The sequence below is a fragment of the Leadbetterella byssophila DSM 17132 genome (assembly GCF_000166395.1).
GTDB classification, from domain to species: domain Bacteria; phylum Bacteroidota; class Bacteroidia; order Cytophagales; family Spirosomataceae; genus Leadbetterella; species Leadbetterella byssophila.
Genome location: NC_014655.1, coordinates 3,432,263 through 3,448,497, shown reverse-complemented (window position 1 = coordinate 3,448,497; position 16,235 = coordinate 3,432,263). Strand labels below are relative to the sequence as shown.

The 16,235-nt window shown below is 41.2% G+C and carries 16 protein-coding genes and 1 tRNA gene; 11 read left to right on the top strand and 6 right to left on the bottom strand.

All coding sequences use genetic code 11. The features are described from left to right. Positions 1 to 25 precede the first annotated feature (25 nt). Complete coding sequence (gene ligA / locus LBYS_RS15260) at positions 26 to 2,068, bottom strand: NAD-dependent DNA ligase LigA (RefSeq protein WP_013409747.1); 2,043 nt, start codon at positions 2,066 to 2,068, stop codon at positions 26 to 28. A 171-nt stretch (positions 2,069 to 2,239) separates the two neighbouring features. On the opposite strand from ligA, the gene LBYS_RS15255 reads away from it, so the two are divergent. Beyond that, positions 2,240 to 3,403 carry a sigma-54-dependent transcriptional regulator gene (locus tag LBYS_RS15255; RefSeq protein ID WP_013409746.1) on the top strand — a complete coding sequence of 388 codons (1,164 nt, stop codon included), beginning with the start codon at positions 2,240 to 2,242 and terminating at the stop codon, positions 3,401 to 3,403. A 28-nt stretch (positions 3,404 to 3,431) separates the two neighbouring features. Here the strand turns inward: LBYS_RS15255 and LBYS_RS15250 are convergent, their stop codons facing one another. The 3 genes from LBYS_RS15250 to LBYS_RS15240 form a co-directional block, all read right to left on the bottom strand. Next, on the bottom strand, positions 3,432 to 3,680 hold the full coding sequence (locus tag LBYS_RS15250) for a GlsB/YeaQ/YmgE family stress response membrane protein (protein ID WP_013409745.1): 249 nt from the start codon (positions 3,678 to 3,680) through the stop codon (positions 3,432 to 3,434). 86 nt (positions 3,681 to 3,766) lie between these two features. After that, positions 3,767 to 4,939 carry an AIR synthase-related protein gene (locus tag LBYS_RS15245; protein ID WP_013409744.1) on the bottom strand — a complete coding sequence of 391 codons (1,173 nt, stop codon included), beginning with the start codon at positions 4,937 to 4,939 and terminating at the stop codon, positions 3,767 to 3,769. 30 nt (positions 4,940 to 4,969) lie between these two features. Next, positions 4,970 to 5,338, bottom strand: a complete 369-nt coding sequence (locus LBYS_RS15240) for a diacylglycerol kinase family protein (protein ID WP_013409743.1) — start codon at positions 5,336 to 5,338, stop codon at positions 4,970 to 4,972. Between the two features lie 54 nt (positions 5,339 to 5,392). On the opposite strand from LBYS_RS15240, the gene LBYS_RS15235 reads away from it, so the two are divergent. The 6 genes from LBYS_RS15235 (at position 5,393) to LBYS_RS15210 (ending at position 10,703) form a co-directional block, all read left to right on the top strand. Continuing rightward, complete coding sequence (locus LBYS_RS15235) at positions 5,393 to 5,923, top strand: acyl-CoA thioesterase (RefSeq protein ID WP_013409742.1); 531 nt, start codon at positions 5,393 to 5,395, stop codon at positions 5,921 to 5,923. 31 nt (positions 5,924 to 5,954) lie between these two features. Continuing rightward, a tRNA-Arg gene (locus LBYS_RS15230) sits at positions 5,955 to 6,026 on the top strand. A gap of 90 nt (positions 6,027 to 6,116) precedes the next feature. Next, on the top strand, positions 6,117 to 6,470 hold the full coding sequence (locus LBYS_RS15225; protein WP_013409741.1) for a VOC family protein: 354 nt from the start codon (positions 6,117 to 6,119) through the stop codon (positions 6,468 to 6,470). Between the two features lie 108 nt (positions 6,471 to 6,578). Next, the gene (locus LBYS_RS15220) at positions 6,579 to 7,016 is read left to right on the top strand and encodes a GyrI-like domain-containing protein (RefSeq protein WP_013409740.1); all 438 of its coding nucleotides are present in this window, start codon (positions 6,579 to 6,581) and stop codon (positions 7,014 to 7,016) included. A 111-nt stretch (positions 7,017 to 7,127) separates the two neighbouring features. After that, on the top strand, positions 7,128 to 9,140 hold the full coding sequence (locus LBYS_RS15215) for a TonB-dependent receptor (protein ID WP_013409739.1): 2,013 nt from the start codon (positions 7,128 to 7,130) through the stop codon (positions 9,138 to 9,140). A gap of 42 nt (positions 9,141 to 9,182) precedes the next feature. Further along, a complete protein-coding gene (locus LBYS_RS15210; protein ID WP_013409738.1) occupies positions 9,183 to 10,703 on the top strand; it encodes a GH3 auxin-responsive promoter family protein in 1,521 nt (506 codons plus the stop codon). 25 nt (positions 10,704 to 10,728) lie between these two features. Here the strand turns inward: LBYS_RS15210 and LBYS_RS15205 are convergent, their stop codons facing one another. After that, on the bottom strand, positions 10,729 to 11,058 hold the full coding sequence (locus tag LBYS_RS15205; protein WP_013409737.1) for a DUF3276 family protein: 330 nt from the start codon (positions 11,056 to 11,058) through the stop codon (positions 10,729 to 10,731). A gap of 207 nt (positions 11,059 to 11,265) precedes the next feature. Here LBYS_RS15205 and LBYS_RS15200 point away from each other — a divergent pair, with 207 nt between their 5' ends. The 4 genes from LBYS_RS15200 (at position 11,266) to LBYS_RS15185 (ending at position 15,537) form a co-directional block, all read left to right on the top strand. Continuing rightward, complete coding sequence (locus LBYS_RS15200) at positions 11,266 to 11,778, top strand: septal ring lytic transglycosylase RlpA family protein (RefSeq protein ID WP_049781391.1); 513 nt, start codon at positions 11,266 to 11,268, stop codon at positions 11,776 to 11,778. Further along, positions 11,778 to 12,680 carry a DUF58 domain-containing protein gene (locus LBYS_RS15195; RefSeq protein ID WP_013409735.1) on the top strand — a complete coding sequence of 301 codons (903 nt, stop codon included), beginning with the start codon at positions 11,778 to 11,780 and terminating at the stop codon, positions 12,678 to 12,680. The genes LBYS_RS15200 and LBYS_RS15195 overlap by 1 nt, the downstream gene beginning before the upstream one ends. Before the next feature lie 73 nt (positions 12,681 to 12,753). After that, positions 12,754 to 13,074, top strand: a complete 321-nt coding sequence (locus LBYS_RS15190; protein ID WP_013409734.1) for a heavy metal-binding domain-containing protein — start codon at positions 12,754 to 12,756, stop codon at positions 13,072 to 13,074. A gap of 57 nt (positions 13,075 to 13,131) precedes the next feature. Continuing rightward, entirely contained in the window at positions 13,132 to 15,537 is a 2,406-nt protein-coding gene (locus tag LBYS_RS15185; protein ID WP_013409733.1) for an endonuclease MutS2, read from the top strand. Here the strand turns inward: LBYS_RS15185 and LBYS_RS15180 are convergent, their stop codons facing one another. Then, positions 15,538 to 16,125 carry a hypothetical protein gene (locus LBYS_RS15180; RefSeq protein ID WP_013409732.1) on the bottom strand — a complete coding sequence of 196 codons (588 nt, stop codon included), beginning with the start codon at positions 16,123 to 16,125 and terminating at the stop codon, positions 15,538 to 15,540. Positions 16,126 to 16,235: the final 110 nt, after the last annotated feature.

Here is a 16,235-nt window from a genome sequence, read left to right as displayed (position 1 = left end):
TATACGAACTATATTTTAAAAAAAATCAAGAAAGTTTTGCCAAAAATTGCTCCTCGTTTAGAATAGGTATACCTAGCTCTTCAGCCTTTTTCAATTTAGACGGACCTGCCCCTTCACCTACTATGAGGTAACTTAGCTTTTTGGACACTCCGCTAACTAATTTACCCCCGTTAGCTTCAATCTTACGTTCTAACTCTTCCCTGCTAAAGTTTTCAAAAGTGCCGGTATATAATAGACTGAGCCCCTCTAATGCGTTTCCCTCTGTCACCACTTCTTCGTGCACGGCTTCCATTTGCAATCCCGCAACTTGCAGCTTAGCTATAAAGTGTTGTTTACTTTCAGATTGGAAATAATCTCTTATACTTTGAGCCACCTTCTCCCCTACATCCGGAACCGCTAAAAGCTCTTCGTAATTCGCGTTCATCAGCCCTTGCATACTTTTAAAGTGAGCAGCTAATTTCTGGGCCGTTGTTTCTCCCACAAAACGTATACCTATACCGAAAAGAAGTTTAGCCAAAGGTTCTTCTTTGGATTTGGCAATACCTTCCAGAATATTCTTGACAGTTTTTTCTTTAAAACTGATCTTCTTGGACTTCCCCGTCTCTTCATCCACATGAACCTTTTCTAAACCTATTAAATCCTCATATTTTAATTGGTAGAGATCAGCGGCATCACGAATCAAGCCATTTTCCAGCAATATATCAATTTTGCCTTCACCTAGGCTTTCTATATCAAGGGCCTTCCTTTGGATAAAATGTTCTATAGAACCTTTGATTTGAGGCAGGCAGCCTTCAGAATTCGGGCAATACCATGCTGCCTCACCTTCGTTTCTTAATAAAGAAGTGCCGCAAGAAGGACAAGCAGTAGGAAACACGATAGGAATTCTTGCCAGACTCTGTACAGCCACTCCGGTCACCTTAGGGATAATCTCCCCCGCCTTTTCTACAAAAACTTCATCTCCTATAGCCAGACCTAACCTTTCAATCTCATCTGCATTATGGAGTGTTGCCCTCTTCACTGTAGTCATGGAAAGGTTCACCGGCCTCAATTCCGCTACCGGAGTAACGGTTCCAGTTCTTCCTACCTGAAAAGTAACGTCTAATAAGGTAGTGGACTTAGACTCTGCCTTATATTTGTAAGCAATGGCCCAGCGCGGACTTTTTGCCGTAAATCCCAATTTTTCCCTCTGGGCATAGCTGTTAACCTTTATGACGATGCCATCAGTTGCACATTCCAGAGTATGCCTTTTCTCATCCCACTCATGTATGAATGACATAACCCCTTCAATGTTTGAAACCTTCTTCCAGGAATTAGAGACCTTGAATCCGGCCGACTGCAAAGCCAGAAAACTTTCCTCGTGAGTAGTAAAACGTTCCTCTCCTGAGATGAATTGGTAAACAAAACAATCTAGCTTCCTACTAGCAACCACGGAAGAGTCCTGTAATTTAAATGTACCTGCAGCGGCATTTCTAGGGTTGGCCAGCAAAGCTTCCCCTCTGATTTCCTTCTCTTTGTTTAGAGCTTCGAAGACCTTGGTGGGCATAAACCCTTCTCCCCTTACTTCAAAGTTTTCGCCTAAGACCTCTTCGAATTTCCGCACATTCAGAGGCAATGAACGTATAGTCTTGACATTGGCTGTAATATCGTCACCTTGCACACCATCACCTCTAGTTATCCCTTTAGTCAGAATACCGTTTTCATAGCGGATAGAAAGGGATATCCCATCGAATTTCAATTCGCATATATATTCATAAGGTTCACCCTCTAAGCCTTTTTTGACCCTTGCATCCCAGTCGCGTATCTCCTCTTCACTATAGGTGTTAGACAAAGAGAGCATGGGAAATTGGTGGCGTACGGTTTCGAAATTCCGAGTAATACTTCCTCCTACCCGCTGTGTGGGACTGTCAGGCTGACGAAATTCAGGATGGGCCTTCTCTAACTCTTCCAGTTCCTTAAGTAAAGTATCAAACTCAAAATCACTAATCTCAGAAACAGCATCTAAGTAATAGCGATCATTGTAATGATTTATCTGGTCAGTCAGCGTCTGAATGCGGGTTTTGATATCCATGATATTCTAATTAGTAAACAAAAATAAGGGTAAATGCCCCAATCTACACAGGAGAAAATAGGAAAGTATAAGGCATTGGTTACGAACAATTAAATCAAAACCCATATTATATGAAGATAAATTTACTAAATTGCCGCCGAAACGTAGATTAAACCCTATTCAACAGACAGTATGGCTAAAATTTTAGTAATTGACGACGAAAAAACCATACGCGATGCCATCAGGGACATATTGGAATACGAAGGGTATGAAATCGACGAAGCCAAAGACGGTCAACAAGGACTGGAAATGGTAACCTCTGGAAAATATGATATTGCACTTTGCGATATCAAAATGCCCAAGTTAGATGGGCTAGAGCTTCTCCAGAAGGCAAGAGAAGAAGGAGTAACGACGCAGTTTGTGATGGTATCTGCCTTTGGAAACGTGGAAAACGCAGTAGAAGCTACTAAAAGAGGTGCGTTTGATTTCATCACTAAGCCGCCTGATCTGAATCGCCTACTCGTCACTGTTCGAAATGCTATCGAAAAAAGTAATGACACTGAGGTTATTAAAACCTTAAAGAAGAGAGTCTACAAAATCAATGAAATCGTAGGCGAGTCTCCTTTGATCGAAAAGGTCAAAGATACGATTGATAAAGTTGCACCAACTGACGCTAGAATCCTGATCACCGGTCCTAACGGCTCCGGAAAGGAAATGGTGGCGAAGCAAATTCATGAAAAATCCAATCGCCATAAAAGACCACTCATAGAAGTCAATTGTGCGGCCATCCCTTCAGAACTCATAGAGTCAGAACTATTTGGTCACGAAAAAGGAGCTTTTACTTCTGCTATCAAACAACGCCTCGGGAAATTTGAACTAGCAGATAATGGCACCCTTTTCCTAGACGAAATTGGAGACATGAGTCTTTCTGCACAAGCCAAAGTATTGCGCGCCCTACAAGAAAACAAGATCACACGTGTAGGTGGAGAAAAAGAGATCAAGATTAACGTGAGAATTATTGCGGCTACAAACAAAGACCTCAAAAAAGAGATAGCAGCCGGTAATTTCAGAGAAGACTTATATCACCGCCTAAATGTCATTCCTATCTATGTTCCACCTTTATCTGAACGTAGGGAAGATATTCCTCTACTGGCAGAGAAGTTCCTGCAGGACATTGCGGAGGAATATGGAGACCAACTAAAAACCTTCCAACCCGCAGCCATAGAACACCTGAAAGGTTTACCATGGACAGGAAACGTTAGAGAATTAAGAAACGTGGTAGAACGGTTAGTGATCATGTGCGGACAAGAGATCACGGTAGATGAAGTTAAGCTTTACGCCGGATTAGGTTTATAAAAAGAAAGGGGCTCTTAAGCCCCTTTCTTTATGTTCGTTTAATAAAACTGACCAGGAAGAGAATCACCAAAGCTCCTATTACCGCTGAGATAATATTCGCAATCACTCCCGTTCCTAAAGAAACTCCCAAAGCCCCAAAGAGCCAGTTCCCAACGACGGCACCTATAATGCCGACAATAATATTTCCAATAAGTCCAAATCCCATACCCCGCTTAATCTCTCCAGCTAGCCAACCGGCTATCGCTCCAATGATGATAGGATACAAAACTCCGTTCATAAGTCTTTTTGTTTTGGTTATGAATTGATTTACGAATGCTAAGGTAGAGAAATATTCAAATAAAATATAAAAAAATTTATATTTTACTAGTAGGTGAATTCACCAAACTCTGAACGGATAGTCAATCTCTTCTCTTCTGAAGCTTCAACTCTACCTACAATTCTACTCTCCACACCAAATGAAGACGCGATTTCCATCACTTTTGGAGCTAATTCTTCAGGAAGATATACTTCTAATCTATGTCCCATATTGAACACTTTGTACATCTCAGACCAAGAGGTTCCACTTTCCTCTTGGATCAGTTTGAACAATGGAGGAATAGGGAAAAGGTTATCTTTGATCACATGAACCTTATCTACAAAATGAAGTACCTTAGTTTGCGCTCCTCCACTACAGTGCACCATGCCGTGAATCTTTCCTTTTAATGCACTCAAAAGTTCTTTTACTATTGGAGCATAAGTACGGGTAGGAGAAAGGATTAGTTTTCCTACGTTTACCATTAGATCCTCACTAACCGCTATAGGATCCAGCAAATCCTTTGAACCGGAATAAACAAGATCTGCATTTATGCTTCCATCATAACTTTCCGGATATTTTTCAGCGTACTTTTTACCTAAGACATCGTGACGGGCAGAAGTTAATCCGTTAGAACCCATACCACCATTGTATTCCGTCTCATAAGTAGCCTGACCAAAGGAGGCTAATCCTACGATCACGTCCCCCGCTTGTATTTGATCATTAGAAATCACATCAGCACGCTTCATCCTAGAAATCACCGTAGTATTAACCGTGATGGTTTGTACTAAATCACCTACGTCAGCAGTTTCTCCGCCTGTACTGTAGATCTCTATTCCGTTTTGACGTAACATCTCAAGCACTTCCTCAGAGCCGTTGATGATAGCTGAAATTACTTCACCCGGAACTTTCTGTTTATTTCTATCAATAGAAGAGGACATCAGGATAGGACCGGTAGCCCCTACACAAATCAGATCATCTGTATTCATGATGATAGAATCCTGTGCAATACCTTTCCAAACGGAAAGATCTCCGGTTTCTTTCCAATACAAATAAGCCAGAGAGGTCTTTGTACCCGCTCCGTCAGCATGCATGATATTACAATACTCCTCATCCCCTCCGAGAATATCCGGAGAGATCTTACAAAATGCTTTAGGATAAAGTCCTTTATCTAACTTCTCGATGGCCTTATGCACATCCTCTTTCGAAGCGGACACTCCCCGCTGCATGTATCTCTCTGACATAATAAAAGAATTTGGCGCAAAATTAGGGAATTATCCCTGAAAAAACGCTAAGATTCTTGGTCCAAAGATGAAAACTCCTACAGCAAATGCTCCCATAGCGCAGACTAGTACCCCACCTGCAGCTAGGTCTTTTACTTTACCTATCATGGGATCTTTCTGGGTACTAATCCTGTCGCATAGAACCTCCAAAGCAGTATTTATAGCCTCCGCAGCCCAAACCAAAACGATGGCAAAAGTTACCAAACACCACTCCACGGTATTCAAGTGAAAATACCCGCCCCCCATCAGTACCAACACGGTAGCTAGAAGGTGAAATTTAGCATTGTTTTCCTGTAAGGCCAGTTGGTATAAACCCTTACCTGCAAAACGGAAACTCCTGAACATTCGCTTAAAATCCATAGTTGGCTAATTTACAGTCTCTGCTAAATTATCTAACTTTGTGAAAAAAAGTTCATGCCTAAAGCAAAATACGTAAAAGACTCCCACACCATTATGACTGAAATGGTATTGCCTAACGATACCAACACCCTCTCCAATCTTATGGGTGGAAACCTCATGCGCTTAGTAGATATAGCCGGAGCCATTTGTGCTCAAAAACATAGCAATAGAATAGTAGTCACCGCTTCAGTGGATCATGTATCCTTTGTAAATCCCATTCCCTTAGGTAACGTCATTACACTTGAAGCTAAGATCACCCGTGCCTTTAATACCTCCATGGAAGTGGTGGTAGATGTGTATTCAGAAAATATACCGGCTGGCACTAAGAAGAAGACAAACCAAGCCTTCTTGACCTTTGTGGCCGTAGATCAAAGTGGCCGCCCCATAGAGGTTTCAGAAGCTATACCAGAAACCGAAGAAGAAAAGCTTCAATTTGAAAGAGCCCTTCATAGAAGGCAATTGAGGTTATTGATGGCCGGGCGACTAAACCCTGAGGACACAGAATCCTTGAAACAGACTTTTTTTAATTCTCCCACTACCATCTAAGGGCGGAAAAGAGTATCTTTGCGTACTTTTTGGCCCTGTAGTTTAAAGGATAGAACGAAGGTTTCCGGTACCTTTGGTGGGGGTTCGATTCCCTCCGGGGCTACAATCATGTCTCGTAAGTTTCTTACATAAGGAAATTTGCGAGACATTTTTTTTGAAATTAATTTTACCTCTATCATCTACCCTATTCAAAATGAAGCTTATAGGCATTGACACCCTGATTATTCGAGTGACTGATCTGTCTCAATCCAAAAAATGGTACACGGAAAAACTGGGATTTGAAATCATTTATGAAACGGATCAACTCCTGACTCTTGACACCTCCTGTCCTGTCAGTATCACCCTATGGGTGACAGATGAGCCCATTAGCCCTAATCCCAAAACTTCCACTTATCCCATATTCAAGACAGATAACGCAGAAGAAACGTACCAGCACTTCCTGAAACTGAACATACCAGTAGGAGAACTGAAAAAGGAAGAAGAAGTATGCTACTTCAACTTCTACGACCCTGACGGAAACATCCTGGAAGTGTGCCAAGTGCTTTAAGAGTCGAAACTTTGCCTTTAAATAAATATATTCCGTAGGGAGGAAACAGACACGGGCATACTTACCTAACATTTCCTTACATTTATTCCCTATTACTTAAAATCAATAATGAAGCTGATTGGATTAAAACTCCCTCATCCTACCCGAAACCAAAACGGAGATGCCTCAAGAGATTGTGGCGGACTTTGGCAGGCATTCACTTCTGAAAATATCGCTCAGAAAATTCCGAATAAAAAGAGTGATAACATTTATACGGTTTACTACGACTACGTATCAGACCACAATGGCGACTATTCCTATTTCATAGGCTGCGAAGTCCCGGAAAACACCCCTGTACCAGAAGGACTACATGAACTGTACATCCCCGAACAATATTACCAAATAATCACTGCCAAAGGACAAATGCCGGATTGTATAGCAGCAGCATGGAGAGAAATTTGGAGTACTCCTATAAATAGAGCTTATGGCTTCGACCTGGAAGTATATGATGAAAGAAGTGCCGACTGGTCAAATGCAGAAGTAAATATCTACCTTTCTATATATTAAGTTACGAAAAAAAAATGATATTTCCAAGACTAAAACGGAAAATCATGTAGAGATAGGCCTATTGGATTTAGGGATTAATCGCTCATATTTGCAGACTACCTAACTGTTCCTATGAAACGATTACTTTTTTTCTTGCTCCTATCCACCTATGCCCAAGCGCAATTGGACACCCTACATACTCTACCGGAATTTACCGTAAAAGGATACGAAAGCAAAAAAAAGTCAATAATCACTGCAGCCAGTATACACGCCATAGGAACCGCAGAAATACAGCGTTATGCCCTTTCTGACCCATTGCCTTTATTTAATGCTTATCCCGGAGTTCGATTAGAGGAACGTTCCCCAGGTAGCTATCGATTAGCCCTACGTGGCTCCTCGCTTCGTTCTCCATACGGAGTAAGAAACGTGAAAATCTATTTTAACGGGATCCCGCTTACGGATGCTAACGGCACTTCCTATCTCAACCTGATGGACTTTAATACTTTGGGACAAATTGAAATCATGAAAGGCCCCACAGGTTCCACGTTCGGTGCTGGAAACGGAGGTGTAGTTCAGTTAAATACCTCTAGTACTACTCATGGGCATGAAATCAAAGCAGGTGTACAGTTGGGAGACTACAATACTCTTAATTATTCTGCCCAATACCAATACGGCTCTGATCAATACCAAATCACAGCAGCTTATTCCAGTAGGTCAAGCGACGGGTACCGCGACCATTCCAACAGCAAAGGGCAAAACCTCACCCTTGCAGGGAGCTACAGACCGAACAAAAAGCACCAATTAAATCTCTCATTTGTATATGCCTCCACAGACTACCAAACGCCGGGAGGATTGACTTTGGCACAAATGCAAGATAACAGAAAAGCCTCCAGACCGGCCACACCTACCCTCCCTTCTTCTAAGCAACAACAGGCAGGGATCATTCAGGATTTCCTATTGGCAGGATTGCAGCATCATTGGGATGTAGGATCAGGCTTTACCTGGAGTAATAGCCTCTTTCTATCCTCTAACGACTTACAAAACCCATTCATCACCAGCTATGAATTCAGAGAAGAAAGAACAGGAGGTTATAGATCTGTACTAGAAAAGAAGATCAAGGATTGGACCTGGACCTTGGGTTCAGAAGGAATCTTCACTTCCTCTACCTTTGATGTTAAACAAAATAATTTAGGCACGCCGGGCGTCCAACAATATTTCACCGATCTGGACGCACGCCAACTCACCCACTTCCTACAGGGACAGTATGTTCTACTAGAAAAGACCTTCATAACCGCCGGAATTAGCTATAATACCCAGTATTACCATAATATAACTGCCCCCCTTGATGTAGAGGGAAGACCCGGTACTCCATGGACACCCAGATTTTCCATCTTACATGCTTTAACACCTGGGAAAAGCATATACTACAGCTTCACTCAAGGCTATTCCCCTCCAACCGCCCAGGAGATGACGGCCAATTACGAATACAATAAGAATCTGGGCCTCGCAGCGGAAAAAGGTATAGGACATGAGTTGGGAATCAAGGCCAGATGGACACGCCATCTCCAGTCGGAACTAAGTCTATACCATCAAAATATCAAAGACGCCCTCGTTAGAATGGTGACTGAAGACGGAGGAGAGTATTTTTTGAACACAGGAGAAATAATTCAAAGGGGAATAGAGTGGAGCAACCGCTTTAATGGAAAATTGGGAAAAAATCTCTTTCTGGAGGCATATGCCAATGCTAACTTCAATAAATATACCTTTGCCGATTTTGTAAACGAAGGAGTGGATTTAAAAGGCAACAAACTACCGGGTATCCCAGACACTGAAATAGCTTTGGGAATACGTATGAATCACCGTTCCGGAATATTCCTTAACTCGGATTTCGGAAGACAGAGCTCAATGTTTCTGACCAACAAAAATGAGGCTAAAACAGAACCTTTCTGGACCAGTAGGGCCCGTATAGGTTGGCAAGGAAAAATAAGCCCAAGCCTTAGTTTACAAGTATTTGGTGGAGTGGATAATTTATTGAATAAAGAGTATGCTTTAGGTTATGATTTCAATGCAGTGGGGAATAGATTTTACAACCCCTCTCCCACGCGGAACTGGAACGGAGGAGCATACCTAAAATTTAGAATCTAAATAATAATCCGTAATTTCGCTTTAGAATAAATTGCAAGCACCTTGAGCCTAGTCAATGAAGTAATAGGGTTTTTCATGAAAAGCAGGATAGGTAGGATTGATCATTTCAGGAACTACCCCATTGAAACCCAATTTAATGTATTCCACAACCTCATTGAAAGAGCAAGGTTCACGGAGTTTGGCCAGCACTATGGTTTTTCAGATATCAAGACCATAAAAGATTTCCAGGAAAGGGTACCAGTAGTAACCTATGAAGAGTTTTTTCCTTGGATGGAAAGAGTTTTGAAAGGAGAAAAAAATATAGCCTGGCCATCTGAAATCACTTGGTTTTCCAAATCTTCCGGTACTACTAATGCCAGAAGCAAATTTATTCCGGTCTCTGAAGAAGCCTTACATGAGTGTAATTATAGAGGAGGGAGAGATGTTTTGAGCCTCTATGTAGAGAATACTCCAAACACCCAGTTATTTACCGGGAAATCAATCTCGATCAATGGATCTCTGCACCCCAATCCGTACAATGAAAGTGTAGAAGCCGGAGACGTTTCCGCCATTATCACAAAAAACCTTCCGAAATGGGCTGAATATTTCCGTACACCACCCGTTGAAGTGGCTTTACTGGACAAATGGGAAGACAAGATAAATTATATGATTCAGCATTGTTCTTCGGAGAATATAGTGGCCATGTTAGGGGTACCTACTTGGGGTGTGGTATTGATCGAAAAGATCATGGAAGAAACAGGAACTAAATCTGCTTTGGATTTTTGGCCAAATTTTGAAGTATTCTTCCACGGAGCAGTGTCCTTCACCCCTTATCGTACCATGTTTAAGGAAAGGCTATTCCCTTCATCCCAAGTCAAATACATGGAATCCTATAATGCTTCAGAAGGGTATTTTGCCATTCAAGATGACCTCAGCTTACAGGATCAAATGCTTTTGATGTTAGATTATGGCGTATTCTTCGAATTCATTCCTGCAGAAGACTGGGACAAGTCATTCCCCAAGGCACTGACTCTGGATGAGGTGGAATTGGACAAGAACTATGCCTTAGTAATTTCAACGAATGCCGGCTTGTGGAGATATAAATTGGGCGACACCATAAAATTCACATCCAAGTATCCATTTAGAATCAAGATATCAGGAAGAACCAAACACTTCATAAATGTATTTGGGGAGGAATTGATGGTAGAGAATGCAGATCAAGCCTTATCCAAGGTTTGCCAGGAACTAAATCTGGAAGTATTAGAATATACGGCTGCCCCTATTTTTATGGAATCAGAGGCAAAAGGTGGTCATGAATGGGCCATAGAACTCGCTCATGATCCAGTAAACCCCCAAGAGTTTATCCAAAAATTGGATCAAAGTTTACGCGAAATCAACTCAGATTATGATGCAAAAAGGCATAGGGATCTAGCGTTACAATTGCCCGTCATTCATTTCTGTCCAAAAGGGACATTTATGAAATGGCTACGTAAAAACGAAAAGCTAGGCGGTCAGCACAAAGTACCCCGACTGAGTAATGATAGAAAACTATTGGAAGAAATATTGGAAATGACCGAGTCCTAAGGTTGAATAGTTCAGGCAATACTTCTTAATCCCACTTGTACGTCGTATCAAAATCGCTGGATTCCTTTGTAGGCTCCGCATTCCGATATTGTTCAAAGTCAATATGCGGCAATAATTCCGTTTTGATATGATTTACTGCTTCTTGTAAAGCCTCAGCGACCTTATCTAAGTCTTCCTTGTACACAAATAATTTTGACTTCTCAAAAACAAAGTCTCCGTCTTTCTGAAATCTTCTACTTTCGGTTATAGTCAAATAGTAGTCATTCGAACGAGTGGATCTTACATCAAAGAAATAAGTGCGTTTTCCGGCCCTTATTTTTTTTGAGTAGATCATTTCTTGATCATCTCTTTCCACGCTGCCTAATTAGTTTTAGAGGTTTATAAATACGTCCAAAAATATGGTTTAATTAAAAATAAAAAAATATTTACCAATAAAATAATCTCATTTTTTCGCCCAGAATTATTATATTTTTACCACAAAAGATTGTATTAAATCAATAGACCCTGTCTTTTACATATCATCTAATACAATAAAATGCCAAATAATGCATTGATTTGCAGTATGAAATATTTAAATAGAAAAATAACATTAGTAGTAAGTATACTGTTAATGACTCATTTAAGTATTTACGCCCAAAAGGTCGACATAGGCCATTCCTTCAAAGGGCTTGCATCTTATTACCACAGCAAGTTCCTGGGTCGTAAAACCGCTAGCGGCGAAATTTTTTCCAGAGGCATGTACACCTGCGCTCATCGCTCTTTACCCTTTGGCACCTTAATAGAGGTAGAGAATACTAAAACAGGTCGCTGGGTAATCGTGAGAGTCAATGATCGTGGCCCATATTCTAAAAACAGAGTAATAGACCTATCCATAGATGCGGCAAAGCACCTAGGTTTTCTGGAAAAAGGTGTAGCACATATTACAGCCAAAGTAGTAGGTTTCGAAAATAACCTGGAGTTACTTCGTGATGGCTTTGCGCTGGAATTCTATAATTGTTTTCTGGGTTTAGAGAAAAATCCTTTAAAAATTCCTTACTTGCCGATAGAAACTAGTCACGTTTCATTAGGAATTTGATGTTAGACCTATCTAAAGTACGGGAATACGGCAAGATTGATTTTCTCGCCAAACAATTAGTGGAAGGCTTTATTACAGGCCTTCACAAATCACCTTTTCATGGCTTTTCCGTTGAATTCGCGGAACACAGGCTCTATAATTCGGGAGAAAGCACCCGACATATAGATTGGAAGGTCTTTGGCAAGACAGACAAACTCTTTGTTAAAACCTACGAAGAAGAGACGAACTTGAGGTGTCATTTACTTCTGGATGTCTCTTCCTCCATGTATTATCCCAGGGAGAATCAAGGTAAACTGAATTTCGCTGTATTAGCTGCAGCCACCTTGGCTAATATGCTTCAAAAACAAAGAGATGCGGTAAGCTTGGTCACTTTCTCTAATCAGATCGAAATCCAAACCCCTTGTAAGTCAACAGGAACCCACCTCCATCAGATCTATCATCATTTAGAGTCCGTATTAGATCGCCCATATGCACCTGCCACTACTTCAGTGGCAGAAACCCTGCATATACTAGCTGAAAAATTACACACACGCTCTTTGGTAGTGATCTTCAGCGACATGTTTGAGGACATTGAAAACACAGAGAAACTCTTCTCCGCCTTACAACACCTCAAACACCGCAAACATGAGATCTTGCTCTTCCATGTTTCAGATCCAAAGACAGAAAAAGATTTTGACTTTCCGGAAGGTCCGTATGAATTTATCGACTTGGAAACCCAGGAAAGGCTAAAACTTAATCCTTCTGCCGTAAAAGAGACTTATACGAAAACCTTGAAAGATTTCTATCATGAGCTAAAGATCAAATGTGGTCAATACAAGATAGATTTTATTGAGGTGGATATCCAAAAAGGCTTTGATCCCATTATGAGCTCCTTCCTAGCCAAAAGAGCAAAACTGTATTAAGTACCGCTCATCCTAATTCCATTGACAGGATAAATATTTAAAAATAGCTTTGATAAAAAAATAACAAAGCAAAATGATACTAACTACCACCCATTCTGTAGAAGGCAGACAGATCATTGAATACAAAGCCTTAGTGACCGGCGAAACCATAATCGGTGCAAACATCTTTAAAGATTTCTTTGCTGGTATTAGAGACATCGTTGGCGGACGTTCCGCATCTTACGAAAAGGTTTTGCGGGAGGCAAAAGACACTGCCATATCTGAAATGATAGATAGGGCGAGGCAATACGGAGCTGATGCTATTGTAGGCATAGACTTAGATTATGAAACTCTAGGTGACAAAAATGGTATGATGATGGTTACGGCCAGCGGTACAGCTGTGAAGTTAGCCTAAACATTTCCTTTCTAAACAAAAGGATGCTGCGTACTTTTGTAGTTTGAAAGAGAAGGTATGTTGTATCCGAAGAATATAGAAAACAAACTGGGTTTCGATAAGATCAAGGAACTCCTGGAAGAAGAATGTGTAAGCGCATTAGGTCGCTCCTTTGTGGCTAAAATGCGCTTTTCCAATAAATACGATTTGATCCGTAAAATGATGGCTCAAACCTCAGAATTTCGGCTCATACTGGAAACGGAATCTTCCTTCCCCAATCAAAACTATCTGGATGTTACAGAACACCTGAAAAGGGCGGCCATTCCGGGAGCCATCCTCTATGAGGAGGATTTCTTTGACATACGCCTTTCCTTGACTACCATCCAGCAAATCTCCCATTTCTTTAACCATAGACCTCAGTTTACAGAATTAAATACCTTAAGAGTAGCCGCTATGCCGGCTCACCATCCGAAAGGCTGGGAGAATCTTTTGACTGATATTCATGCTGTAATAGACGACAAAGGAAAGGTTAAAGACAATGCTTCAAAGGAATTGTATGAAATCAGAAGAAAACTGGCCGTTGAGCAAAACAATGTAAAGCGCGCTTTAGAGCGCATCTATCGCACAGCTAAAAACTCAGGTTGGATAGGTGAAGACATGAGCTTAACCGTCCGTAACGGTAGACTGGTTTTACCTATTCTGGCAGAACACAAGAGAAAACTCTCAGGTTTCGTACATGATGAAACATCCACCGGTAACATTGCCTTTGTAGAACCGGGTGAAGTTCTAGAAGCCAATAACGAGATCAGAGACCTAGAAATCAAAGAAAGAAGAGAAGTTCTACGGATCTTAGAACAGCTGACTACCCGATTAAGACCTGAACTTCCAGACCTGGAGAAATCATATACTTTCTTAGGACTGATGGACTTCATTCGTGCGAAAGCCCGACTAGCCATCAAAACCAATAGCACCTTCCCTCTGCTGATTGACGAGACGATAATCGACTGGCAAAACGCTAAACATCCCATCCTATACTTAACCCATCAAAAGCAAGGCAAAAATGTAGTGCCTTTACACTTGAGACTGGATCAAGAAAATAGAATTCTGGTGGTATCAGGCCCCAACGCCGGTGGTAAATCCGTCATGTTAAAAACCGTGGGACTGTTACAGTATATGGCCCAATGTGGTTTACTTGTGCCCCTAGCCCCGGACTCTAAAGTAGGCCTCTTCCGCCAAATGTTTATTGACATAGGCGACGAGCAAAGTATAGAAAACGACTTAAGTACTTATAGTTCACACCTGACAAACATGAGAGAGTTCCTACGCCATGCAGACAGGGACTCCCTATTCCTCATTGACGAATTTGGTACAGGTACAGAACCTTCTCTCGGTGGAGCGCTTGCAGAAGCCATATTAGAGAGCTTTAGAGAAAAAATGGCCTTTGGAATAGTTAATACACACTATACCAATCTGAAAGTCTTTGCGGACAAGAACGAAGGCCTGATTAACGGTGCCATGCGTTTTGATGCAGAGGAACTGACCCCTATGTTTGAATTAGAGATGGGTAAACCCGGGAATTCCTTTGCATTTGAAGTAGCTCAGAAAATGGGCTTACCTCCTTACATCATTAAAAATGCGAAGAAGAAGCTGGGTAAAAACCAGATCAACTTTGAAAAATTACTCAAAGAACTGGACATAGAGAAGAAAGTATTTTCCGAACAAAATGCAGCATTAAATAAGCAAATTGAAGAACTAAAACAAAGAACGGAGCAATACAACTCTCTGAAAAACTTCTTAGAAACGGATAAAACGCGCATTCTTAATCAAGCCAAAGAAGAAGCGAAGAAGATCGTCAAGGATGCGAATAAGACCATAGAAAATACCATTCGTCAGATCAAGGAATCCAATGCAGAGAAAGAAGCTTCCAGAATAGCCAGAGAACAGGTTAAACGCTTTGAAGAAGAAAAATTGGTTCCGGAAAAAACACCTCATCATAAACCTGTGCTTGCGAAAGCTGAAGGGCCGATTGCCCCAGGAGATTATGTAAGGATTAAAGGCCAGGAGGCTCTTGCTCAAGTGATGTCTATCAATGGTAAAGACGCCGAAATTCTGCTTGGAGAACTTAAATCCAATGTAAAACTGAACCGTCTGGAGAAAATCTCACGCAAAGAATTCAAGACAGCACAGAAAGAAGGTGTAAAAACCATGAAGGGAGTAGATCTGAATGAGAAAATGACCGAGTTCAGCTTCAATTTGGACGTGAGAGGAAAAAGAGGAGAAGAAGCTCTGGTGGCCGTAGATCAGCTAGTGGATGACGCTATTCTCCTAGGATACCCTCAACTGAGAATTGTGCATGGCAAAGGGGATGGAATATTAAGAACTTTGATTCGTAACCATATCAAACAATACAAACAGGTAGGAAAGATGTACGACGAGCACCCCGACCGCGGAGGGGCCGGAGTGACCATCGTTGACATGAAGTAATTAAAGCTTTTCTCCTACATAAGAATTCCCGGCGTAGTCCACGGCTATGCCGCGAATTTTCCCGTCTGCAGCTCTTTTGAACTGCACCATCCCAGAAGCAGCCACTAGATTAAATGCATCTTTCTTCTCCGCTCGAGCTAACTCCGTAATTCCCAATGAAGACTCTAGTTCTAAAATACCCTTATTCAATCTAACGGTAAGTTTACCTTCAGCGCCCAGATTATCCAATTGGTAGGTACCTTCATAGTCCTCTAAACCCGCTCCTAATTTTTCACTTTCATAATCTTCCCCTTGAACGGAAAGTAAAAGACCAATCACCTGTCCGCTGGTCTTATCTCGTACAAACTTGATTGTGGCTTGATGTTCTGATTGTACGTAAACATCCGCCAAGGAAGTAGAGCTCAGTTCCAATTTACCCACCTCATTTGCATATGCAAATAAGGTGTTATTCTCCTTCGTGATTTCTACGGATTGTAAAGGTGCATTCTTAAAAGTGTAGATTCCAGAAAATTCATCTTTACCGTTTTGTTGTGCAAATAAAGAAATTGTAAAAAGGGTTAAAAGTGTAGTGAACAACAGTTTTTTCATCTTTTTTAAGGTACGAAGTGTTAATGTTTTAGATATTTTAACTAAATTAATATTAGTTGATCATATCAACTCACTTTGGACGATAATTATTTAGCCTTTGGATATATTTT

Bases quoted from the DNA above. Each gene is read 5' to 3' on its own strand.
- ligA (WP_013409747.1), bottom strand. From the start codon at position 2,068: ATGGATATCAAAACCCGCATTCAGACGCTGACTGACCAGATAAATCAT.
- LBYS_RS15255 (WP_013409746.1), top strand. From the start codon at position 2,240: ATGGCTAAAATTTTAGTAATTGACGACGAAAAAACCATACGCGATGCC.
- LBYS_RS15250 (WP_013409745.1), bottom strand. From the start codon at position 3,680: ATGAACGGAGTTTTGTATCCTATCATCATTGGAGCGATAGCCGGTTGG.
- LBYS_RS15245 (WP_013409744.1), bottom strand. From the start codon at position 4,939: ATGTCAGAGAGATACATGCAGCGGGGAGTGTCCGCTTCGAAAGAGGAT.
- LBYS_RS15240 (WP_013409743.1), bottom strand. From the start codon at position 5,338: ATGGATTTTAAGCGAATGTTCAGGAGTTTCCGTTTTGCAGGTAAGGGT.
- LBYS_RS15235 (WP_013409742.1), top strand. From the start codon at position 5,393: ATGCCTAAAGCAAAATACGTAAAAGACTCCCACACCATTATGACTGAA.
- LBYS_RS15225 (WP_013409741.1), top strand. From the start codon at position 6,117: ATGAAGCTTATAGGCATTGACACCCTGATTATTCGAGTGACTGATCTG.
- LBYS_RS15220 (WP_013409740.1), top strand. From the start codon at position 6,579: ATGAAGCTGATTGGATTAAAACTCCCTCATCCTACCCGAAACCAAAAC.
- LBYS_RS15215 (WP_013409739.1), top strand. From the start codon at position 7,128: ATGAAACGATTACTTTTTTTCTTGCTCCTATCCACCTATGCCCAAGCG.
- LBYS_RS15200 (WP_049781391.1), top strand. From the start codon at position 11,266: ATGAAATATTTAAATAGAAAAATAACATTAGTAGTAAGTATACTGTTA.
- LBYS_RS15195 (WP_013409735.1), top strand. From the start codon at position 11,778: ATGTTAGACCTATCTAAAGTACGGGAATACGGCAAGATTGATTTTCTC.
- LBYS_RS15190 (WP_013409734.1), top strand. From the start codon at position 12,754: ATGATACTAACTACCACCCATTCTGTAGAAGGCAGACAGATCATTGAA.
- LBYS_RS15185 (WP_013409733.1), top strand. From the start codon at position 13,132: ATGTTGTATCCGAAGAATATAGAAAACAAACTGGGTTTCGATAAGATC.
- LBYS_RS15180 (WP_013409732.1), bottom strand. From the start codon at position 16,125: ATGAAAAAACTGTTGTTCACTACACTTTTAACCCTTTTTACAATTTCT.